This is a genomic window from Microcoleus sp. CZ3-B2, from assembly GCF_036705055.1.
Lineage (GTDB): Bacteria > Cyanobacteriota > Cyanobacteriia > Cyanobacteriales > Microcoleaceae > Microcoleus.
Genome location: NZ_JAUBTN010000021.1, coordinates 67,904 through 90,322, shown reverse-complemented (window position 1 = coordinate 90,322; position 22,419 = coordinate 67,904). Strand labels below are relative to the sequence as shown.

Annotated in this window: 18 protein-coding genes; 15 read left to right on the top strand and 3 right to left on the bottom strand. The window is 44.2% G+C overall.

Annotated elements, in window-relative coordinates:
• Nucleotides 1-348: 348 nt before the first annotated feature.
• Nucleotides 349-1,413 (bottom strand): hypothetical protein, encoded by a 1,065-nt coding sequence (locus QUA97_RS12335; RefSeq protein WP_194065831.1) that lies wholly within the window; start codon nucleotides 1,411-1,413, stop codon nucleotides 349-351.
• Nucleotides 1,406-2,587, bottom strand: a complete 1,182-nt coding sequence (gene hetZ, locus QUA97_RS12330; protein WP_194065834.1) for a heterocyst differentiation protein HetZ — start codon at nucleotides 2,585-2,587, stop codon at nucleotides 1,406-1,408. Before hetZ ends, QUA97_RS12335 begins: the two co-directional genes overlap by 8 nt.
• A gap of 155 nt (nucleotides 2,588-2,742) precedes the next feature.
• Between hetZ and QUA97_RS12325 the strand changes: the two genes are divergently transcribed.
• Nucleotides 2,743-4,002: an RNA-guided endonuclease InsQ/TnpB family protein gene (locus QUA97_RS12325; protein WP_194065835.1), complete on the top strand. Its 1,260-nt coding sequence runs from the start codon at nucleotides 2,743-2,745 to the stop codon at nucleotides 4,000-4,002.
• A gap of 126 nt (nucleotides 4,003-4,128) precedes the next feature.
• Nucleotides 4,129-4,614, top strand: a complete 486-nt coding sequence (locus tag QUA97_RS12320; RefSeq protein WP_194065836.1) for a hypothetical protein — start codon at nucleotides 4,129-4,131, stop codon at nucleotides 4,612-4,614.
• A 101-nt stretch (nucleotides 4,615-4,715) separates the two neighbouring features.
• On the opposite strand, the gene sds is transcribed toward QUA97_RS12320, so the two are convergent.
• The gene (gene sds, locus QUA97_RS12315; protein ID WP_194065838.1) at nucleotides 4,716-5,687 is read right to left on the bottom strand and encodes a solanesyl diphosphate synthase; all 972 of its coding nucleotides are present in this window, start codon (nucleotides 5,685-5,687) and stop codon (nucleotides 4,716-4,718) included.
• A 68-nt stretch (nucleotides 5,688-5,755) separates the two neighbouring features.
• Here sds and QUA97_RS12310 point away from each other — a divergent pair, with 68 nt between their 5' ends.
• From QUA97_RS12310 to QUA97_RS12250, 13 genes are all read left to right on the top strand, one after another.
• Nucleotides 5,756-5,884, top strand: a complete 129-nt coding sequence (locus tag QUA97_RS12310; protein WP_255515785.1) for a hypothetical protein — start codon at nucleotides 5,756-5,758, stop codon at nucleotides 5,882-5,884.
• Between the two features lie 1,185 nt (nucleotides 5,885-7,069).
• Nucleotides 7,070-8,011, top strand: coding sequence for an RNA-guided endonuclease InsQ/TnpB family protein (locus QUA97_RS12305; RefSeq protein WP_255515786.1), 942 nt, complete (start codon nucleotides 7,070-7,072; stop codon nucleotides 8,009-8,011).
• A gap of 46 nt (nucleotides 8,012-8,057) precedes the next feature.
• Nucleotides 8,058-8,402: a transposase gene (locus QUA97_RS12300; protein WP_333194728.1), complete on the top strand. Its 345-nt coding sequence runs from the start codon at nucleotides 8,058-8,060 to the stop codon at nucleotides 8,400-8,402.
• 57 nt (nucleotides 8,403-8,459) lie between these two features.
• Complete coding sequence (locus tag QUA97_RS12295) at nucleotides 8,460-8,630, top strand: hypothetical protein (RefSeq protein ID WP_194065841.1); 171 nt, start codon at nucleotides 8,460-8,462, stop codon at nucleotides 8,628-8,630.
• A 70-nt stretch (nucleotides 8,631-8,700) separates the two neighbouring features.
• The gene (locus QUA97_RS12290; RefSeq protein WP_304941026.1) at nucleotides 8,701-8,868 is read left to right on the top strand and encodes an ATP-binding protein; all 168 of its coding nucleotides are present in this window, start codon (nucleotides 8,701-8,703) and stop codon (nucleotides 8,866-8,868) included.
• 624 nt (nucleotides 8,869-9,492) lie between these two features.
• The gene (locus QUA97_RS12285) at nucleotides 9,493-9,750 is read left to right on the top strand and encodes a CBS domain-containing protein (protein ID WP_228049712.1); all 258 of its coding nucleotides are present in this window, start codon (nucleotides 9,493-9,495) and stop codon (nucleotides 9,748-9,750) included.
• Nucleotides 9,751-9,830: 80 nt separating this feature from the next.
• Nucleotides 9,831-11,522, top strand: coding sequence for an ATP-binding protein (locus tag QUA97_RS12280; protein WP_333194727.1), 1,692 nt, complete (start codon nucleotides 9,831-9,833; stop codon nucleotides 11,520-11,522).
• A gap of 71 nt (nucleotides 11,523-11,593) precedes the next feature.
• Nucleotides 11,594-11,992, top strand: coding sequence for a response regulator (locus tag QUA97_RS12275; protein ID WP_194008497.1), 399 nt, complete (start codon nucleotides 11,594-11,596; stop codon nucleotides 11,990-11,992).
• Nucleotides 11,989-15,144, top strand: a complete 3,156-nt coding sequence (locus QUA97_RS12270; protein WP_194065842.1) for a PAS domain S-box protein — start codon at nucleotides 11,989-11,991, stop codon at nucleotides 15,142-15,144. Before QUA97_RS12275 ends, QUA97_RS12270 begins: the two co-directional genes overlap by 4 nt.
• A 375-nt stretch (nucleotides 15,145-15,519) precedes the next feature.
• Nucleotides 15,520-17,457 carry an ATP-binding response regulator gene (locus QUA97_RS12265; RefSeq protein ID WP_333194726.1) on the top strand — a complete coding sequence of 646 codons (1,938 nt, stop codon included), beginning with the start codon at nucleotides 15,520-15,522 and terminating at the stop codon, nucleotides 17,455-17,457.
• Nucleotides 17,458-19,365 (top strand): PAS domain S-box protein, encoded by a 1,908-nt coding sequence (locus tag QUA97_RS12260; protein ID WP_333194725.1) that lies wholly within the window; start codon nucleotides 17,458-17,460, stop codon nucleotides 19,363-19,365.
• 591 nt (nucleotides 19,366-19,956) lie between these two features.
• On the top strand, nucleotides 19,957-20,412 hold the full coding sequence (locus QUA97_RS12255; RefSeq protein WP_333194724.1) for a response regulator: 456 nt from the start codon (nucleotides 19,957-19,959) through the stop codon (nucleotides 20,410-20,412).
• A gap of 125 nt (nucleotides 20,413-20,537) precedes the next feature.
• Nucleotides 20,538-22,196, top strand: coding sequence for a diguanylate cyclase domain-containing protein (locus tag QUA97_RS12250; protein ID WP_333194723.1), 1,659 nt, complete (start codon nucleotides 20,538-20,540; stop codon nucleotides 22,194-22,196).
• The last annotated feature ends 223 nt before the right edge of the window (nucleotides 22,197-22,419 follow it).

Here is a 22,419-nt window from a genome sequence, read left to right as displayed (position 1 = left end):
AACGATTTGAGATTTGAGATTTGAGATTTGAGATTAAATCCACAGATCGATCTGGGTTTTAACTAATATCTAAATCTTATTTCTGTGCCACTCGATTTGAGATTTGAGATTAAATCCACAGTTCGATCTGGGTTTTAACTAATATCTAAATCTTATTTCTCTGCCATTCGATTTGAGATTGAATCCACAGATTAACTTCACAGATGAATCTGGGGGCTTTAATTCGTCTCTAATTTTTTTGGCTTTCCGCGACAGAAATCAGCAGATTGTATCTGTTTTTGTGTGAGGTCAAACCGCAGAGTAAAAAACGCAGTTAACTACTCTAATTTTACCTCGATAGTTGCTGTTTTATCCAGCCAAAGTTGGACGAATAGCAAACATCAGAGGTCTGGTATCGAAGTTTTGGAATTTGACTTCTAGGGCATAAGTCTTGTCAGGTTGCGGGTCAAACAACTCCACACTTAAATGCCCGGAATTCGGACGCTGTGCAGTTGCTTCGGCATCTCCTCCCTTGAGTTCCAAACTTCCTCCCCCTGGAAATTCGCACTCAACTCTTAAACACGGCCTTGGTGGTTCTGTGTTGCGGTTCGACAGGTATTGAGCTGAGAGAGTCAGGGAGCCCAAAGCAGTCAGCCACTCCCGCGAAATAGGGGGCTGGTTTACAGGACAATTCAAAGTTAGAGACTCAATGATTTCTCGGGCGGCCAACAACGACATTAGCATTTGTTGATCGATAGTTGCCTCGGAGTAATTCGGTAAATCTTCTACTTCTAAACCTGTAATTCCTCTGGTAGCACCTCTGAGTACTAAACCAGCTAATTGGTTGAGTTCCTCAGACTGGCCCGGAAACAAGCTATCTACAGCGCGAACTAATTTCGAGCCTTCCCGCAGCGACGACATTACCAATTGCTGACAAGGTTCTAGCAGTTGAGCAAAAACCCCTTGGGCGATCGGAATTGGCAGGCGACCCCATCTAATATTTTGTAGTTGGGGAGTCCAGAGGTGCAGGGGTGGAACCCATTGGGGGACTGCATCGTCTGGATAGTCGTGTTCGTAGCTCTTGAGTTCTGTTTCCCAGGGGAACAGCGGCGGGTTGGCTTCAATTTCGGATCTAAGCCTTTCTTTTAACAAGGTCTGAAAACGGTCTTGCACGGTCGGTATTTCTCCAATAGTCAGGGGTTGTGCGGGTGAAATGCTCTGCGAGCCCACTTGATAGTCCAGCGGGTCTGGTTCGTCCCATTCCCAGTATTCCACCCCGGAATACTCTTCTGTTTCGCCCCACTCTTTTGAGGGAAGGGGGTCATTGACGTTTTCCTGCTCTTCGCTAGAGGCATTCGGGATTGGCGCCTGCAATATCCAGTCTAAAAAATGGCGCTCGAAAGCCTCTGCATCCCTGTTCGTTTCGTTATTCATCAGTAGATGCCCCTTCTCCGGAATCTGAACGATTTCGCAATTCCCAGGCAAGTTCCAGCAATTTAAACCACCGTTTCTGTACCTGGGCTACCGTGCTGCCGAGGGTTTGCGCGATCGCTGACTCTGACAGACCTTGTTGTTTCAACTGTAACAAACGCTGTCCCTCTGGGCCAATTTGTTCGCCAAAGGACTGCCACTGAGAAGGCAGCAAACCTAAATTTTTGTCTAAGTCTGCTTCCAGCCACTGGTGAACGAGTTCCCAGCGGTGCGACATGGCGAACCTGAGCAAGTGGTACTTGAAGCGCTGCTGCAAATAGTCTCTTTGGCGGGGAGTTATGCCCAGGATCGACTCTATTTCGTTAGTCGGCAAGTCTTGCAAGCGCAGCACGAAGTAATCGGCGCATTCTTCTTGGTTGCGCTCTTTTAAGTAGGCCACTAATTCGTCAATCACGTTTTGCCGCAGAGATTCTGACTCGTCGGCTGGGGAGCGAATTGCAGATGAACCCTGTCCGGCCATTGCTTCCCGCACCGAGTGCACGGAGGTGTCGTTCCAAGTTTGGTCAGAATCCCAAGCCCCTCCGTCGGCGGCTTGTTCCATATCTACAGAGGTTTCTTTGGGCTGCTGCTGGGAAAAGGTTTGGGCCCGTAAAATAATTAGTTGCTGGCTGCGGTTCCGAGGTAAGGGAATGCGCCGTTTCCCGAAGCGCTCTACAAAGGCCATGTACTCTGCTAGTTCTAAGCGAGTGCGGGGGCTGTAGGTGGGTGGTAGTTGGGTTTCGCGCCGGAATGCTTTTAAGGCTTCGAGATAAAATCCTTGCAAGAAATCTCTGATCAGTTCTATTCGCGCTTGATAGCTAGACTGCAATTGGGGAGGGGTGATGGAGCGATAGACGATCGCGCTGAGAGTGCTTTGCAATTCTACTCGCCCTGGCCCGGATCCTAAATTTTCATAGTGGAGACATTGTTGCAAGCGGTGCCGGGCGAGGCTCTCGGCTGCACCTTCTATGTCTCCTGAGTCTTGAATCCGCTGGCTTTCTGTGCATATCCTGGTGACTTCTACTGCGAGTCGCCCTGCTACATCTTGGCAGTTCTGCTCAGACGCCCGAGTGGACTTTTTGAGTTCGTCTAACAGCAGTTGAAATATGGTTTCCACGCTCTGGCCGATTTCCCGCATGATGGTTGACAGCTCACTTTGAAAGTAGCACACCCTGGGACTTTAAATTTATATTTAAGATTTTATCAGAAAATTGGGTTTAAAACCCCGTCCTTCTATGGCGACTTTATATTTACTAGCGTTGCATCTGCCACTAAATATGTTAAGGTAGTGGAATGCTAACCATGAATTACCGCTATCGAATCTATCCCAGCATCACTCAAGAGCAGTCGCTCAAAGAGTGGATGGATGTTTGTCGCGTTGCCTATAACTACGGGCTGCGCGAGATTAAGGATTGGTGCAATAGCCGGAAGTGCATGGTTGACAGATGCTCCATCAGTCATGAATATATCATGGCTGCTGATATTCCTTTCCCTAGTGAAGTGAATCAGCTTAATGCTTTGCCAAACGCTAAAAAGGTGTTTCCCCGATTGGGTGAAGTGCCAAGCCAAGTTTTGCAGCAAGCTATTAAACAACTGCACCGAGCCTGGGATGGGTTTCAAAAAGTTGGGCATGGATTTCCCAGATTTAAAAAATTTGGACAATTCAAGTCTTTGTTGTTTCCCCAATTTAAACAGAATCCAGTGCAGGGAGTACATATTGCCTTGCCCAAGTTGGGGCCCATTGCAATTAACTTGCATCGCCCGATACCGAGTGGCTTTGTAGTTAAGCAGGTTCGGATAATTAACAAGGCTGATATTTGGTACGCTAGCATCAATATCCAATGCGATGTTAGTGTTCCCAATCCTATGCCTCATGGTCATCCAATTGGGGTAGATGTTGGGCTTTCCAAGTTTTTGGCAACTAGCGACGGAGTTCTTGTAAAGTCGCCTAAGTTCTTGAAAGTGATGCAAAGCAAGCTGAAATTGCTGCAACGCAGACTTGATCGGAAAAAGAAGCGGTCTAAAAATTACGAGAAACAACGGATCAAAGTTGCTAGACTTCACCACACAATTGATAATACCCGTAAGGATTTCCACTTCAAGCAAGCTCATGCGCTTTGTGACGCTGGTGATATGGTCTTCATGGAAGACTTGGATTACCGAATTCTTGCCAAAGGGATGCTTGGCAAACAGATGCTGGCGGAGGGTTTTGGGCAATTCCGAGCTATCACCAAGTACGTGTGCTGGAAGCGTGGTAAGTTCTTTGTGGAAGTCAGGGCCAGGAGGACTTCTCAAGAGTGTCCTGAGTGTGGTGCAACAGTTAAAAAAGACTTGAGTGTTAGAGTACATCATTGTCAAGAGTGTGGATTCATTGCCGATAGAGATGTAGCTAGTGGTCAAGTAATCAGAAATAGAGGAATAGAATTAATTAGTACGGCGGGACACGTCGGAATCCAAAACGCCTATGCAGACGGTTTGCCGGGGACTGAAGTATCTCAGTCTAGGTCAAAGTCGAAAACCCATAAGGGAACAACTAGGAAATCTTTGAAGTGATTCAAAGAAGCTCCGTACCTTGACAGTCGGAGTCATGTCACAGTGGGCAGTGCTGGGTATTCACATACTTTAACCTGCACCTGTTACCCTAAAAATTTGAAACTAAAATCTCAAATTAACTGACTGATGGATTTAGACCAACAGATTGAAGCACTGATCGACAAAGCTCCGCCCGACGGTTCGACACCACAAATTTTAAAGGCGATCGCCCCGGCGCTGATTTTAATTGCCCAACAGCTACAGCACCTGGAATACTCTATCCTGCAAGCGGTAGACGAAAGTTGGGCGATCGTGGTTTTGAGCAATCTCAAGCAACCGGGACGGGAAAAAAAGGTGATTTATGCTTTTCCCACTCTTGAAGATGCGTCCTCCGCAGCGGCGGCTGGGGGCGATCGCGTCAGGCCCGTGTGTTTGCCTGTTACTCACATTTTATTTCAGATGATCGCCCTCGAAGGTCTAGACAGCATTGTTTTTTTTGAAAATCCCGGCAATCAGGAAGTAGGGACGGAAATCCCTCGCCAGCAAGTGCAGGAATTAATTAACGTTTATTTGCAACAGTACCGATCGGCTTTACAGTCAAATTCTAGCAATCTCCCACCGGATATCGCATAGTTGGAAATTGGAAATTGGGAGTTGGGAATTGGGAATTGGGAATTGGGAATTGGCAGCCCCAAGCTGGTAACTAATACCCAGTTCCTTCTTCCTTCTTCCTGCTAATAAAGTCGGCTCAAAACGTAATCTGCTAAATCTATCAAAGCTTGGCGGGACTCTGAATGGGGCAGCGCTGCCAAGTATTCGACAGCTTTCTGCGCGTGATTTGTTGCTAGTTCTCGCGATCGCACTATGCCTTGAGAATCTGCTACCAATGTCAAAGCCTGTTCTATATCTCCTTCTTGAGCGAACTCGCGTTCTATGATAACTTCCAAATAAGGCTTTTCTTCTAGGGCAAATAGCGCTGGCGCTGTCAGATTTCCGCCGATCAGATCCGAGCCTGCAGGTTTCCCCAAAGTTTCCGTTGAAGCGGTGAAATCTAATATATCATCTACTATTTGGAATGCCAAACCAATGTGGCGACCGTAGTTATACAAATCTTCTGCTATTTCCGGTGAAACTTCGCTCAAACATCCCGCTGCTTTGGAACTGTTGGCAATTAAAGATGCTGTTTTGTAGTAACTTTTTTCGAGGTACGCTTCGATCGACAAACTGGTGTCAAATCCATTTAGTCCCTGTTGAATTTCCCCCTCTGCTAAATCCATAATCACTTCCGAAAGCAGTTTGACTACTGGCAGGTTGTCCAGATTTGCCAAATGCCACGAAGATTGAGCGAACAGAAAATCTCCCGCCAATACTGCCACTCGGTTGTTAAACCGACTGTGTACCGTCGGTACTCCCCGCCGCAAGTCCGACTCGTCCACCACGTCGTCGTGAACTAGACTGGCTGTGTGAATCATTTCGGTGATTTCCGCGAGGCGGCGGTGTTTTTCTGTGATGGCACCATCGGGCATTGTCGCCTTGGCCATCAACAAGACTATTGCGGGTCTCACCCGTTTTCCCTTTGTGCCGAATAAGTATTCTGCAGCCGCGTACAAGATGGGATGACGGGCACCCACTAACTGTTTTAAGTTTTCTGTCAACAGTCGCAGGTCTTCTTCAACCGAGGAAAATAGGACAGTGCTAGAGATCATGGATACGCCGACTCAAGCCGTAAAGTAACAAAATTTTACATATCATATCTTTATTTTAAGGTAATTCTTTGCAACAGGGAAGAGAAATTTTGGCGATCGCCACTGATTTGCGATCGGTAGCCCGATCGAAGTCACCCGACTACCTCCAGCCAGTAGCCTGCTGCCAGAGCCGCTACCCTATTGTAACGAATTGTTAAGTATCTTGTCGAAAAATCTGTAAATCCCAGAAACCCTGTGTTATTATGGGTATTAAGGATTTAAACAATTCTATACATTAAGTACAGGCTGTGATTAATCCAGGCGGGCAGGTAGCTTGCAGGTGCCTGTAAGAATTTCGTATAACCAGCCTTATTAGTCAGATCGCAGCAAAAATTTCTGGGACAGATTTTTAGTTCCTTGGGACTAAAAATTTTCAGAAGTTAAGACTAGCGCATCTTATGTGCGCGGTAGCTCAAAGTAGCTAAAGTGGATGGTTTTACGTTGTTTAAGCACCTGTAAAGCAGTAAATCATTATTGACCCCGCCGAAAAACGGAAGCCACCGACAACAGTCGTGGAGAGATCGAACATTTTAGAGGCTAGTGCCTGCTCCGATGATTGATCTGCGAGTGAATCTCAAATCTAAAACCTAAAATCTAAAATCGACAACAGTCGTAGAGAGATCCAACATTTTAGAGGCTAGTGCCTGCTCCAGTGATTCATCTGCGAGTAAATCTTTAATCTAAAACCTAAAATCTAAAATCCACTGACCGGGAACGCCTAAATGTTCCCCCAGCCTTGATATGGAAAAGCAGCCTTCAGAACCAAGTTATTGCCTTGGGTGCTGACTTAATGTCGTAGGTATTGAACTTATCCTTCTCCTCCTCGTCCTTGACTTTTGGTTATCATTATGACTTATCACGATATTCCTCTAATTATTCCCGTTCTGGCCGCCGGTTATGTCATGACTATTTATGTAGTCCTGATGTTGGTCGAACGCAGCTCTAAAATAACTCGATTGGGCGAGTAGCGCACTGCTTGGCAGCCGAATCCGCGCTCCGAGCAATGGGCTACTGGCTCTGAATTCCGAATACTTAATAATAACCTTGCCTTGAATGCTAGCTCGCAAAAGCAGGGTTATACCATTTTAGATTTTAGATTTTAGATTTTAGATTTTAGATTTATCAAAAAAATGGGTTGAAAACCCCGTCCTTTTAGGACGGCTTTAATTCAAGTAGGTTGGTAAAAATTTAACTCATTGAAAAATTAAGAATTGCGACAATGCTTGAATCAAGTAAGTTTTTAGATTAGACTAAAACAGTGCACTCTTCAAATAAGAGGTGACTCAATCTTGCTCACAAACTACGTTTACAAACTTCGTCCAAATCAAACACAAGACTCAAAGATGTCGAACTGGGTAGATATGTTACGAAGTCACTACAATTGGTGTCTTAACGACAGAATCACCCAGTATAACCAACAGTTCATCCAAGGAAATTACTGCTATCTTAGAACTCAAAGCGAAGTTTCGCCATTAACCTGCTCTGTCAGTAAAAATGGTGCAACAGGAAATCCTTGGAAAGACTCGAAAACCGCTTGCTCAGGTAAGACTAAGAATCCTCGTCGCAGTGCTGGCGACATTCAAATCACATCTTTGCCAGATTTGAAAACAGCTAGACCCTGGTATAGTGGTATTGACTCAACAGTTCTACAACAGAATATTAAACGTTTAGATACTGCTTACAAGAACTTCTTTGAAGGCAGAGGTTTCCCGAAATTCAAAAATCGGAGTAACTTTACCTCTTTTACTTTTGTAATGGGAATAAAAGTCAAAGGGAATAAAATCTATTTACCCAAATTAGGGTGGATGCGGTTCTACAATTCACGTTCAATCCCCGATGGTTTTACTATCAAGGCTTGTGCTGTCAGGAAGCGTCAAAATGGTTGGTATGTGTCCATTAGGATAGAGAATAAGTCTGTTCCCGATTACATGGCAAAATCTCTCAAGGATGTTGTTAAAGTAATTGGATGTGACTTAGGAATTACAAAGCTCGTTCATCTATCTGATGGATATCAAATTGAAAACCCTAATTTTTCAACATCCAAAAAAGCTAAACGCACCCTAAAAATTAGACAGAAAAGAGTTAACCGTAAAGTCAAAGGGAGCAGCAATCGCCAGAAAGCAGCTAAAAAAGTAGGGCGGTTCCATCAAAAAATCAGTGAGATGCGTCAAGCTTACCAATGGAAGGTAGCTCACAAAATTGGATCTCGAAAAATTGATGCTATTGCATTGGAAGACTTGAATATATCTGCGATGAGGGGGTCGCTGTCGGGTAAAAGTCGATGAAAATACGGGAAGATTTCTGAAAAATGGACAATCTAGAAAAAAAGGTTTGAACCGTTCTATTTCTGATGCAGGTTGGGGTGAATTGATTTTAAAGATTGAGTATCTAGCTGCGAAGAAAGGAAAAATTGTAATCAAAGTCAATCCTAAACACTCAAGCCAAGAATGCCGAAATTGTGGTAACATTGACAAGTCCAACAGAGATGGAGAAAAGTTCATCTGTGTGGAGTGTGGCTATTACGAACACGCCGATATAGGTGCTGCTAAAACCATCAGAGATCGAGCTTTGAAAATGGTACGTGGGGACTCCGCGAAACCTGGTGCTACGCACCTAAACGCCCAAAATATATCACCACGCTCAAAAAGCAAATGTGGTGAGGCAAGGGAACCCTAGTAATGGGGATATTAAGGCCGTAATGTCTTAAGAATCCTCGTGCCTTAAGGTCGAGGAGTGTCAAGAAGAATTGATGAAGCTCGTGGCTTAGCGGTAACAGGCAAGTATCAGAATATTTGGGGCGATCGCTGCGGACACATATCAGCGGCTACACTAAATCAAGTTTGGATAAATCTGATTCACAATGCTTTACAAGCGATGGACAATTGTGGAGTTTTCAGCATATAGCTGAGAGCTTAAAATCAGAGAATGTTCGTTAGCATCAAATATTCGCAGCAAGGGAATTGGGCCGGAGGTTTTGCCGCGCATATTTGACCCGTTTTTTACCACCAAACCCGCTGGCGAAGGCTCTGGCTGGGGATTGGATATTGTTAAGAAAGTTGTCGAAAAACATTCGGCTAAGATAGAAGTAAGATCGGCGATCGGTCAAAGGACGTTTACTGTGTCAATTTCGATCGCCATTTAGCCCGCTGTGCACCCGAAATTATATGATGCACGACCAAAAATGCAACTTTAGACGGATGTCATTCGATTTTAGAGTTGAGATTTTGAGATTTACTTGCAATGCCGTGAATCGCCGGAGCAAATACAGGAGTCTCAATGTTTTGGCTCTAGATGATATCAAATTCTCTCTTCATCGGAATAGTAAATTCACTGTTAACTGTTGACTGTTAACAGTTAACATCATGTATGAGTGCAACCGGAATTGATAGGACAAGATTGCGTGGCACGGTATCCATTTTTGGGCGGGGTTAAAAAAATGCAAATTTAGGGGCGCGTTCTAAACCGTTATGCGCTCGGTGATTTCCAATTGTTAATTTTTTAATGAAAAATGTCAAATCAAAAATGATATTAGACGGATGTTAAACTTCGATCGCGATCGGGCTGTTGACACTGTAAGATGTCAAATTTAAAATAGTATTAATTGTCGGTTCAGAGTAACGTAAACTTTATAATCATGCTGCCTCAACCGCCGATCGATCAACTTTCGCAATTCCGAGAGCGGGGTAATAAATAAATAAAGGAAATATTTAATTATTATAGTGTCTTAATTGCAGATTATATCTCCATTTCTACCCTTAATTTGCTTATGTCAACCACAATTTATGATAACCAACACTTGCTCGAACAGGCGATCGACCTCAAACCGCCTGTGCTGCCTCCAGACACACCCTTGAAAGTTGCGATCGCCGCCATGACTGAGGCGAGCGCCAGTTGCGTTTTAATCGCGTTTGAGCGGCAACCGATCGGGATTTTGACGGAGCGCGATGTTGTCGAAATAACTGCTAGCGAAATACCCCTAGCAGGGCTGACAATTTCTGAGGTAATGACGCAGCAGGATATTTAGCCGGAATTGTAACCCAAAGTACGCTGCTGCAGGTTTTATATCCGGTAGAAATGCACAATATCGAGCTTTTGCAAGAAACAGTGACCAATAAAATTCAGGAGTTAAAAGAAGTGAACGAACAATTGCAAAAAGAAGCTGTTCTGAGAAGCGAAGTAGAGGAACAACTGCGACTTTTAAATGAAAATTTAGAAGAACAAATTCAACAGCGAACTTTAGAACTAATTAACGCTAACAGTCAGTTAAAGCAGGAAATACAAGACCGCGCCACAGCAGAAGAGGAAGTCCGACGCCTGAACACCGAACTCGAACAGCGAGTGCAAGAGCGCACTGTTCAACTAGCTGCCAGCAACGAAGAATTGCAGCAAAAAATTAGCGAACGCAAATTGCTAGAAGAAAAGTTATATTTTTCTGAAACCAAAGTTCGCGGAATTTTTGAAGCCATGACAGATATCGTTCTCGTACTCGACATTCAGGGCAACATAGAAGTTTTGCCGACCAATACAGCAGCCTTTTCTGATCCTGATTGCGATACAGTCAGCTTGACTATAGAACATTTTTTTGATGAAGATAACCCAGATGATTGGTGGAAGTTAGTTAAGCAAGTATTAGAAACGCAAGAAACTATCAATTTCGACTATAGCTTAACAGTAGCCGATCGCGCAATTTGGTTTTCTGCCTGCATTTCTTTGTTCTCAAAAAATGCTGTGATTTGGGTTGCTCGTAACATCAGCGACCGCAAACTAGCAGAGTCGGCGCTGCACAAAAAAAATGCGGAATTAGCTCATACGCTGCAAGAACTAAAGCGCACTCAGCAAGAACTGATTCAATCAGAAAAAATGGCAGCCCTCGGACAGTTAATTGCCGGAGTTGCCCACGAAATAAATTCTCCCTTGGGGGCGATTCGCTCCTCTGTGCAGAACATCGCCGACTTCTGGGGCAGACAATTGCAGCATTTGCCGATATTTTTTCAGCAACTATCCCCGGAACGGCAGCAGGATTTCTTTGCCCTACTGCATAAATCAAGCGAGGAAACAGACAGGTTATCTAGTAAAGAAAAACGTCAGTTGAAAAAACTTGTGCAGCGGCAATTAGAATCAGAAGCAATTGACAACGCAGATAGCCTTGCCTGCACATTGTTAGATATTGGTATCTGCAATAACGTAGAACCTTTTTTACCTTTGTTGAAAGACCCTAAAAATCTAAATATTTTACAAATTGCCTACGAATTCGCTACAGTACAAAAAAGCACTAAAAATATTGCTACTGCGACAGATAGGGCTGCCAAAATTGTTTTTGCTTTAAAAAGCTACTCTCGTTACGACCAGTCTGGCTCCAAGGCGATCGCAAATATTACTGACGGCATTGATACCGTTTTAACCCTTTACCACTACCAAATCAAACACGGTGTAGAAGTAGTAAAAAACTATGGTACTGATTTGCCCTTTGTGCTATGCTATGCTGATGAACTAAATCAAGTCTGGACAAATTTGCTTCACAATGCTTTACAAGCGATGGGCAACAAAGGGATTTTAAAAATTGATGTAAAACACCAAAATAACACAATTTTTGTCAGTATTACCGACAGCGGCAAAGGCATTCCTCCTGAGATTATGCCAAGAATTTTTGAGCCTTTTTTTACAACTAAATCTGCGGGAGAAGGCAGCGGCTTGGGATTGGATATAGTTCACAAAATTATTGAAAAACACCAAGGTAAACTGCAAGTAGAAAGCGTGCCAGGTCAAACCAAGTTTACTGTATCTTTGCCCGTCTAAATCACTGAGAGAAATTAAAAATTCGGCGAAATCTTCCTCCCAATTTGAAATTAAAAGATGAGTAAAATTTTATGTCCAAACCAGTAATTCTGTGCGTTGACGATGAAATTGTGGTTTTAAATAGTTTAAAAATTCAACTTAAAAAAGAATTTGGCGATGCTTACCTGTATGAGGTAGCAGAAAATGCCGATGAAGCTATGGAAATTATCGAGGAACTGAGAGAAGAAGATGAAAGCGATATTTTGGTCATAGTATCGGACTGGTTAATGCCCGGTATTAAAGGAGATGAATTTTTGATCCAGGTTCACCAAAAATATCCCAAAATTGTGAAAGTTATGCTGACAGGTCAAGCCGACGAAGTTGCAATAGAACGGGTAAAAAAGCAAGCAAACTTGCACCGATGTTTGTATAAGCCGTGGGATGGGCAAGAATTAGTAGAAACTATAAAATCTGGTTTGGCAAAAATATGAACAATAAACCTGTGATTATTTGCGTGGATGACGAACCGATAATTCTTGAAAGTTTGAAAATCGAGTTAAAAAAAGTCTTGGGAGAAGAACATTTATTAGAAATTGCTGAAGGGGGCGAAGATGCTTTAGAGTTAATAGATGAATTGCTGGCAGATGGCAGCGAAATTGTCGCAGTAATTTCGGACTATCTGATGCCGAATATTAAAGGGGATGAATTGCTGAAGCAAATTCACAAAATTTTGCCCAAAACTATCAAAATTATGCTGACGGGGCAAGCAGACCTCGAAGCAGTGGCGAATACTATTAAATATGCTAAGTTGTACCGCTATATATCGAAGCCTTGGCAGTCAGAAGATTTGAAGTTGACCGTAAAAGAAGCGGTCAACAGCTATTTTATGGAGAAGCAATTAGCGGAACAAAATGCTCAACTCCAAACGCTGAATCAAGAATTGGAAACTTTAGTGGAGGAACGGACTGCACAACTGCGATTGTCTGAGGAAAAGTTTGCTAAAGCTTTTCGTTCTTCTCCTAACCCGATTACTATTACCAGATTTCAAGATGGTAGTTATTTAGAAATTAATGAGGCATTTTGCCAGACTATCGGTTATTCAGCAGCAGAGATTCTCGATCGCACGGCGCTCGACTTTAATATTTGGAAAAGTATAGAAGCCCGGTCAAAGTTGTTTGAAATGTTAGGGGAACAACAAATTGTTCGCAACTACGAATTTGATTGGTACACTAAAACTGGGGAACTCAGAACCGGACTGCTGTCTGCTGAAATCATTGAAATTCATGGCGAAACCTGCGTGATTTCTGTGATTCAAGATATTAGCGATCGCAAATTGGCAGAAGAAAAACTCCGCGCTTTAGCGGCTTCTTTAGCAGCAGCGCAAAGAATTGCCCGCCTCGGCAATTGGGAATGGGATTTCTCTGCTAATACAACTACTTGGTCGGAAGAATTATCTCAAGTTTTTGGTCTCGGTTCAACTCAGGCTGCGCCAACAGTAGCTGAGTTTTCGCAATACGTGCATCCAGACGATCGACAAAAATGGCAAACTACGATCGACGCTGCTATTGCTAGCGGACAATGCTACAGTCTGGAATTTAGAATTGTGCGGCCTGAAGCGACAATTAGTGCGGATAATTTCCCGTCAAAAACAAGTGAAGGCGGCTTCATCCGCTACATCGAATCCAGAGGAGAAACAGTTGTCAACCAACAAGGGCAAGTGACAAAACTTTTCACAACTTTGATGGACATTACTGCCCGCAAGCTGGCAGAAATAGCTCTAGCAGAGAGCGAAGAAAAATACCGCCATTTAGTTGAAACTTCCCAAGATATTATCTGGTCTTGCGATGCCCAAGGACACATTACTTTTGTGAATCAAGCAGTCAAACAAATCTACGGTTACGAAGCTGAAGAAATGCTCGGATGTTCTTTTGGCGATTTCTTGGCGCCCGGACAAATAGACTGGAACAGGGAACTGCAGCAGCGCTTGTTGACGGGAGATGATGTGTTTCAGTACGAAAGTATAGTAATAGGAAAAGATAGCCGATCGATCGATGTCAATACGAAGGCGATCGCGCGATTCGACGCAGACGGAAATATCAGCGGTACAACAGGAACAGCCAGCGATATTACTGAGCGGAAACAAGCAGAAACAGCCCTGAAAAAAGCCAAAGAAGAAGCCGACAGAGCCAACAGAGCAAAAAGCGAATTCCTCTCGAATATGAGCCACGAATTGCGAACTCCCCTCAACGCAATTCTCGGTTTCACCCAACTGCTTGCCCGTGCGGCAGTCCTCGATGCCGACCAAAAGCAATACTTAGGAATTATTAGCCGCAGCGGAGAACATTTGCTCGATCTGATCAACAATATTCTGCAAATGTCAAAAATTGAAGTCGGGCTGGTAACAGTTAATAACAGCACCTTCGACTTGCACAGAATGCTAAAAACTACTGAAGATATGCTGAAGCTGCCAGCCGAAAAAAAAGGGTTGCAGTTGATTTTTGATTCGACTCCAGACTTACCTCAATATGTAGAAACAGATGAAAGCAAGTTGCGCCAAGTATTGATTAATATGGTGGGAAATGCGATCAAGTTTACGGCGGAAGGCGGTGTTAATTTGAGGGTTAAACATGAGCTGCTGTCAGACACTAATCGCGGAGAGATTCCGCCGAGTGAGAATTGCTGCTTGCAATTTGAAGTTGAAGACACGGGTGCGGGAATTTCAGCCCAAGAAATGGATAATTTGTTTAAACCTTTTGTGCAAACAGAAAGCGGGAGAAAAGCTCAAGAAGGAACTGGTTTAGGCTTGCCGATCAGCCAACAGTTCGTGCAGTTAATGGGAGGAAAAATGACGGTGACAAGCAGTGTCGGTAACGGCAGTATTTTTAGATTTGATGTTAAAGTTTCGCTACCAAATGCAGTGGAAATTCAGGTGGCTCAAACAGCGCGTTTGGTTGTGGGGCTGGAACCGGGCCAGCCGGAATATCGGATTTTAGCTGTTGACGATCGCCTGGAAAGCCGCTTGCTGTTGGTGAGAATGCTGGCATCGCTTGGTTTTGCGGTGCGGGACGCTGAAAATGGGGTTGAAGCTGTGTCGGTGTGGTCGAGTTGGGAACCTCATTTGATTTGGATGGATATGCGGATGCCGGTGATGGACGGCTACGAAGCTACCAAACAAATTAAAGCGCATTTGAAAGGTCAAGCAACGGTGATTATTGCTCTGACGGCGAGTGCTTTTGATGAGGAGCGATCGATGATTTTATCTGCTGGTTGCGATGATTTTGTGGCAAAGCCTTTTCGGGAGCAAGTGATTCTGGAAAAGATGGCTAAGTATCTGGGAGTTCGCTATGTTTACGATCGAGAAGCTGCGCCGAGTTCGGATGCTGTCGCACCCGGTGACGTTTGGGCGTCTGAAACTGCTGATGTACCTTTTACGCTGAATGCTTCGTTGTTTGAAGGGATGCCGACCCAATGGGTTGATGAATTGTACGCTGCGGCGGATGCGGTTGATAACGAGGAGATTTTTCGGCTGCTGTCGTCGATTCCTGGGATTAATCTTGGTTTCAGCAGGGCGATCGCCGATTTGGCGAATAACTTCCGGTGCGATCGGATTATTGATTTGATTGAGGAGTTTAGAAATCTTTGAAGGAAGTTAGACAAACGAACAATGTACGGGATATAACGGATGTAACAGATTTAACGGAGGTCAGTTGAAGTTCGAGGTTCCAGGGGACAGAGGCGGGTTAGGGATGATTGATGATTTAGGTCGATCGACTATTTAAGTCTGGGACGTAGAACCTAATTATGTATGGTTTGTCCGGTCGCAATTTATCGCTATAATTGGCGCGTCCAACTACTTTTTAACCTTAGTCCTATCCGCTTATAAAAACCCAATTCTTGGGGTGGGTATTCCTAAGTTTTGTAAACATGAAAGTCCTGGGTTCACGAGCGAGTGCTACAATAACAATTTAATCTATTTTCATAATTTCAGTAATTTTAAATTTAACAACAAATAGCATCAATGATCGGAAATCAAACAGAAGAGAATAAAGGCAACATATTAATTGTTGATGACACTCCAGAAAATTTGCAAGTTTTATCAGCTACCCTGTCGGATCGGGGGTACAAAGTCCGGGGCGTAATTAACGGCAAAATGGCAATTAGAGCCGCGCGATCGGGTTCTCCAGATTTGATTTTGCTCGACATTAAAATGCCGGAAATGGACGGCTACGAAGTTTGCACGCAGCTCAAAGCCGATCCGAAGACAGCAGAAATTCCCGTTATTTTTATCAGCGCTTTAGATGAAGTATTGGACAAAGTAACCGCCTTTCAAGTTGGAGGGGTAGATTACATCACAAAACCGTTTCATATCGCAGAAGTTTTAGCGCGAATCGAACACCAACTGACCATCCAAAGACTGAAAAGACAATTGCTCGATCGCAATACCGAACTCCAACAAGAAATAATAGAACGCAAAAAAGCCGAAGAAGCCGCAGCCGCTGCATCCCTAGCAAAAAGTCAATTTGTTGCCAACATGAACCACGAATTGCGGACTCCCCTGAATGCCATCCTGGGTTTCACCCAAGTCATGAGCCGCGACTCTTTACTGAGCCACGAAAATCTCGAAAATCTCCGAATTATTAACCGCAGCGGTCAACATTTGCTGGAACTAATTAACGATGTTTTAGACTTGTCGAAAATAGAAGCCGGGATAATTGGCTTAGACGAACGCAGCTTTGACCTTTATCAACTCCTCGACACTCTCGAAGATATGTTTCAAATCAAAGCTGAAGCCAAAAATTTGCAACTGAGATTTTCCGTGGAGACCAATGTTCCCCAATATATAAAAACTGACGAAAAAAAGCTGCGCGTCTGCTTGATCAATCTGTTGGGAAATGCCATGAAATTTACGGAAAACGGCGGCAGCATTTGGCTGCGAGCGAGGGTGGAAGACAAGCAGCATCCCGCAGCATCAGAAATTTCTCCTAGTTCTTGCAGCGCCGAACAATATTTAATTTTATTTGAAGTAGAAGATACGGGAGTTGGCATAGCAGCGGCAGAAATTGATACTTTATTTGATGCTTTCGTGCAAACAGAAGCTGGCAAACAAGCGGTTGATGGTACGGGATTGGGTTTGACAATTACTAAAAAATTTGTAGAAATAATGGGCGGAGAGATTGGGGTAGAAAGTGTTTTAGGCAAGGGAACCAGTTTTAAATTCAACATCCGAGTATTTGCTGCTATTTCGTCGGAAATAACAGTCGCGACTTTGCAGCGGGTAATCGGAGTGGAACCAGATAGACCAGTTTATCGGATTTTAGCAGTTGACGACAATCAAGAAAATCGGCTGCTGCTGGTGAAAATACTGCAACCAATTGGTTTTGAAGTCCGAGAAGCCGAAAACGGCTTCCAAGCTGTGGAACTTTGGGAAAGTTGGCAGCCGGATTTAATTTGGCTGGATACGCGAATGCCAGTAATGGACGGTTTTGAAGCTGTCAAACAAATTAGAGCTAAAGAGGAAGCAACTAAGCCGCGAACTGTAATTATTGCTTTGACTGCTAGCACTTTTGAGGAAAGAAAAGGCGAAATTATTGCTGCAGGTTGCGACGATTTTGTGCGGAAACCTTTTCAAGAACAAATCCTTTTTGATAAGATGGCTTGCTACTTGGGAGTGCGCTATATCTATCAAGAGTTGCCCCGACTGGAAGCGGGGGCTTGGCGGCGTTATTTTGCCAGCGAAAAACCCGATTCATTTTTCCTGCCGCTGCTGGCCCAGATGCCTGGAAGTTGGGTGCAGGAACTCTACGGCGCAGCTAATGATGTTAATGAAGAGCTGGCGATTCAAATTGTCGATCGCATTTCTGAAAGTCATCCAACTTTAGCTGAGGCTTTAAAAGATTTGCTTGTCGATTATCGGCTAGACAGGATAATGGATTTAACTCAATCGAGTTTAAAATAAATGGATAAAAGCCCAATTAAAATATTGGTGGTAGACGATCAACCGAGCAATCTGCGGTTCTTATCTCAACTACTAACAGCCCAGGGATATCAAGTTTACCGAGCTATTTGCGGTAAACTGGCGTTGAATTCTGCGATCGCCCATTGCCCCGATTTAATTTTACTCGACATTAGAATGCCGGAAATGAACGGTTATGAAGTTTGTCGCCGACTGAAATCGACAGCGGAAACCGCACAAATTCCGGTGATCTTTTTAAGCGTACTAGATGATATTAACGATAAATTACAGGCTTTTCGAGTTGGCGGCGCGGACTATATTGCCAAACCATTTCAAATAGAAGAAGTTTTAGCACGCATCGACAAGCAAGTCAGCTTGCAAAAACTGCAACAGCAACTAAAAGAGCAAAATGCTCAACTGCAACAGTCGCAATCGCTGCTTGCTAGCATCTTAAATAGTTCCTTAGACGGTGTGGTGGCTTATTCTGCTGTCCGCAACAATCAGGGAAATATTGTGGATTTCCTGTGGCTGTTAGTCAACCGTGCTGCTGAACAAATTTCGGATGTGCCATTAAATGAGATAGTTGGCAAGTATTTGTTGGTAGAAATTGCCGAAATTCGCAATAGCAGGTTATTTGATTTGTACGTTTCTGTAGTAGAAACAGGAGAAACTGTAGACCAAGAATTTTATTACGAATGCGATCGAGATTCAGGTGTTTGGCTGCACCTTGTCGCGGTCAAATTAAACGACGGTTTGGCAGTAACATTTCGCAATATAACCGATCGCAAAAAAGCCGAAATTGCCCTGCGAGAAAGCGAAGAACGCTTCCGCGCGATCTTTGAGCAAGCGGCAGTCGGCATAGCGAAAACTGCGCTGTGCGGTCAATTTATACGGGTGAATCCCGGCTTTTGTCAAATTGTCCGCTATACAGAATCGGAATTGTTGCAGCTTCATTGGCGGGCAATTACTGATCCCGATGACATCGAAGCTGACACGGAATACGTGCGCTTGCTGTTGTCCGGGGAGATGCAAACTTTTTCTCTGGAAAAGCGTTTGCTCTGCAAAGATGGGGAAGTGCGCTGGGCGAACGTTACTGTTTCGACAATCCGCGATGCTGAGGGGACGGCGCAGTATTTGATTTGTGCGATTGAGGATATTTCCGAGCGCAAGCTGGTACAAGAATTGCTCCAAGCGAGTTTAGAGACTCAAACTCGCTATGCTGAAGAATTAACTCGTTCTAATGCCGAACTCGAACAGTTTGCTTACGTGGCTTCTCACGATTTGCAAGCGCCTTTGAGCACGATTGCCGGCTATGCTAAACTATTAGAAAAGCGCTTTCAGAACCAACTTGATCCCCAAGCAATTAAATTTCTCGACAATATTGTTAATTCTTGCCTGCGGATGCAGGTGCTGATTGATGCTTTGCTAGAGTATTCGCGGGTTAGTCGCAGTCAGAAACGTTTCGATTTGATTGATTGCAATCTGGTTTTTGAGGATGCTTGCGCTAATTTGCAGTTGGCGATCCGCGAGAATCAAGCTTCTGTAACTAGGGGCGATTTGCCAAGGATCGCAGGTGACTGTTTTCAACTACTGCAACTGTTTCAAAATTTAATTGGCAATGCCATTAAGTACTGCAGCCACAGGATGCCGGTGGTACAGGTGGGCGCTTTGCGTCAGGGGGATAACTGGGTGTTTTCGGTGCAGGACAACGGTATTGGTATTGCCGAAGAGCACTATCCGCGAATTTTTCAGATTTTTCAGCGCTTGCACGCGCAAAAAGAATATTCTGGAACCGGTATCGGTTTAGCGATTTGTCAAAGAATTGTCGATCGCCACGGTGGAAGGCTTTGGGTAGAATCAGAACCGGGTCGAGGCTCGACTTTTTATTTTTCTTTTCCTGTACCTAAGTGAAGTCAGGAGTCCCCCTGCTGTCATTAACCATTTGAGATTTGAGATTTTAGATTGGGGAATTGGGGCATTGCGAATTGGGAATAGGTGTCCGGGCTTGGATCGCGGGCCTAGATTTGGATGCTTTTTTGAAACTGGTTTTACTTAAATTTTAAATAACTTTATCTTGTCTTTACACAAATGCTGGTAAAAGAGTAGCATATTCACTGATGACATCGAGTTCAAAATCTATCACGATCAATATATTAGCTCGATCCTTATACAACTTAACAATCAGCGGTGCGTGCAAGACTTGTCAGTTTATTTCAAATTTATCCCGAGCATCTTGCTGTGGGATGCAGTCGTTTCCCTAGTAATTCGCAGACTAGCATTTGTGATGTCTTGGCAGTTGGCCTGTTCTCGGATAGAGTGCCAAGTGAAACAAGCCGAATTCGCAAAGCTTGGCGCATTATGCAAAGTCTCAAATTGTTGCAACACAATGGCATTTTTTTTCAGATTGGTTGGCCGGATGAGAACTAGAGATGCTTTGCAGGCGATCGGACACCGCTCCAAGTCCCGCGACTTCACAAAATTTCTTGGTAGTGAGGTAAAGTCGTGAATTATAATAATAAAAATTTTACTCTTCTAATAGCCAACGATGACGAGGACACGCGCTTTTTGATGCAGGAAGCAATGCGAGAAGTTCGATTGACAATTAAAATCGAATTTGTGGAAAATGGAGAAGAAGTGTTAGATTATTTGTACGGTCGCGGTGAATATGCTGGTAGCAGTAATTGGCACCAGCCAGACTTGATACTTTTGGACCTGAATATGCCGAGGCTAGACGGGCGAGAAACACTAACTTCGATCAGAGCCGATCCGGATTTACAACAAATTCCGGTGGCGATTCTCACAACGTCGCACCGCAGCGGAGATATCTTGCTTTGCTATCGCTTGGGTGCTAATTCTTTTATATCCAAACCAGTGACTTTTGAAGGATTGGTTGAAGTAATGAAGACTTTATGTGAGTATTGGTTTGAAATTGTTTCGCTCCCGCGTCGGGATCTGTAAGCTTTAATTGACCTTGAGATGGATAGTGTGAGTGTAGGCTACATTTGATAGACCGACATATTGCAGGGTAAGTATAGATTTCAAAACAAAAAAGTTTCATTCAACCCGCTGCGAACGCTATAGTTGTGTTAACACGTCATCAATATCTGAAAATTTTGTTGGTTGAGGATGACCTCGCAGATGCGACGCTGATTGAAGACCTTTTAGGGTCATTCAGCGAGTCTCTGTTTTGCCTTCAAACTGTTAATTCTCTGGAGAAAGGACTGGCGTGTCTAGAAGCAGAAAATTTTGATGCAATACTGTTGGATTTGTCAGTGTCAGACAGCTTGGGGGGAAGGCAGGATATTGCTATTTTGAAAGCCCGATCGCCCACAGTGGCGGTGGTGGTGCTGACGGATACCAATGATGATAATACGGCGCTGTCGCTATTGCGCTCGGGCGCTCAAGATTGTTTGGTGAAGGGAAGATTTCACAGAACTCTGCTGGTGCGGGCGATCCATTACGCGATCGAACGCCAGCAAGTCGAAGAACAATTGCGACAACAAGCTCTCCGGGAGCGGCTGTTGGGACAAATGATCCAACATATTCGATCGTCAATAGACGGGGCAAGCATTCTCCAAAGTACCGTCGCAGAAGTGCGCCAATTTCTCAAAACAGACCGCGTTTTAATTTATCGCTGTCAGGATTGGGCATCTCAACTCGACGGGGAAGAGCAACAAGGTGCGATCGCCGCAGGTGATGGTTTGCCATTGGGTTATATTGAAAATCAAAATATTAGTGCTGCATTGGCGGTGTCATGCTTTGTTTTGGTCGAATCTCAGTCGGTACAAGCAATAGCAGATGTCAGCGCTGCCGAATTGTCTGACAGTTACAAAGAGTTGCTGGCAGATTGTGAAATTGCAGCAGTTTTAAGCGTGCCAATTTGGCAATCGAGCGACTGGGAAACGGCAAATAACAGACTAGAAGGCACTTTTTGGGAAGCAGAAAAGACACCAGATGCAGTGGAAGATTATATCTCTTGGCAGGCTGCTCAACCGCAGGCGCAGGGTTCTAGTATGCCGGATTTGAGGAGTGAAAATTGCAATAAATTGTGGGGAATGCTGACAGCATACAATTGCAGCGGTATGAGGGAATGGCAGCAGTGGGAAATAGATTTTTTACAGCACTTAGCAAATCAAGTGGCGATCGCGATCGAACAATCTCAACTTTACCGCCAGCTCGCAATAGCCAATCAAAAATTGCAGCAACTGGCAACTACTGACGGACTGACGGGTATTGCCAACCGCCGCCAGTTCGATCGCGTTTTGATGTTGGAGTGGCGCAGATTGGCAAGAGAGGAACTGCCGCTTTCTTTAATTATGTTGGACATCGACTTTTTTAAACTTTACAACGAGTTTTACGGCCACGTGGGCGGCGACGATTGTTTGCGCCAAGTTGCCAGCGCGATCGCCTCTTCTACCAAGCGGGCTGGGGATTTTGCCGCCCGCTACGGTGGCGAAGAATTTGCCGTAGTGCTGCCCAATACCAGCGCCGAAGGGGCAAACGTTGTCGCCCGGAAAATTTGCGACGATATCGCCAGTTTGAAAATGCCTCACGCGCGATCGCCGATCGGCTCTTATCTTACCCTCAGTTGCGGAATTGCCACAGCGATGCCTGATTCGCAGGAATCTCCCTGCACCCTAATTCGCAGCGCTGACAGCGCCCTTTTTCAAGCTAAAACTGAAGGTAAAAATCGCATTTGTCACGCTAGCAGCAAGTCGGAATCTACGCCGATTTTGATGTGAGGGAAGAAGTCATTAGTCATTAGTCATTAGTCATTAGTCATTAGTCATTAGTTATTGGTTATTGGTTATTGGTTATTGGTTACTGGCTACGAATTCCCAATCCCTCCGCTTCGCCCAATTCTCAATTCCCAATAAAAACTAACAAATAACCAATAACAACTAACAGCTAACAGCTAACAGTCATTGGTCATTAGTCATTAGTCATTAGTCATTAGTCATTAGT

Coding starts and splice junctions, on each gene's coding strand:
- QUA97_RS12335 (WP_194065831.1), bottom strand. CDS start 1,413: ATGAATAACGAAACGAACAGGGATGCAGAGGCTTTCGAGCGCCATTTT.
- hetZ (WP_194065834.1), bottom strand. CDS start 2,587: ATGCGGGAAATCGGCCAGAGCGTGGAAACCATATTTCAACTGCTGTTA.
- QUA97_RS12325 (WP_194065835.1), top strand. CDS start 2,743: ATGCTAACCATGAATTACCGCTATCGAATCTATCCCAGCATCACTCAA.
- QUA97_RS12320 (WP_194065836.1), top strand. CDS start 4,129: ATGGATTTAGACCAACAGATTGAAGCACTGATCGACAAAGCTCCGCCC.
- sds (WP_194065838.1), bottom strand. CDS start 5,687: ATGATCTCTAGCACTGTCCTATTTTCCTCGGTTGAAGAAGACCTGCGA.
- QUA97_RS12305 (WP_255515786.1), top strand. CDS start 7,070: ATGTCGAACTGGGTAGATATGTTACGAAGTCACTACAATTGGTGTCTT.
- QUA97_RS12285 (WP_228049712.1), top strand. CDS start 9,493: ATGTCAACCACAATTTATGATAACCAACACTTGCTCGAACAGGCGATC.
- QUA97_RS12275 (WP_194008497.1), top strand. CDS start 11,594: ATGTCCAAACCAGTAATTCTGTGCGTTGACGATGAAATTGTGGTTTTA.
- QUA97_RS12270 (WP_194065842.1), top strand. CDS start 11,989: ATGAACAATAAACCTGTGATTATTTGCGTGGATGACGAACCGATAATT.
- QUA97_RS12265 (WP_333194726.1), top strand. CDS start 15,520: ATGATCGGAAATCAAACAGAAGAGAATAAAGGCAACATATTAATTGTT.
- QUA97_RS12260 (WP_333194725.1), top strand. CDS start 17,458: ATGGATAAAAGCCCAATTAAAATATTGGTGGTAGACGATCAACCGAGC.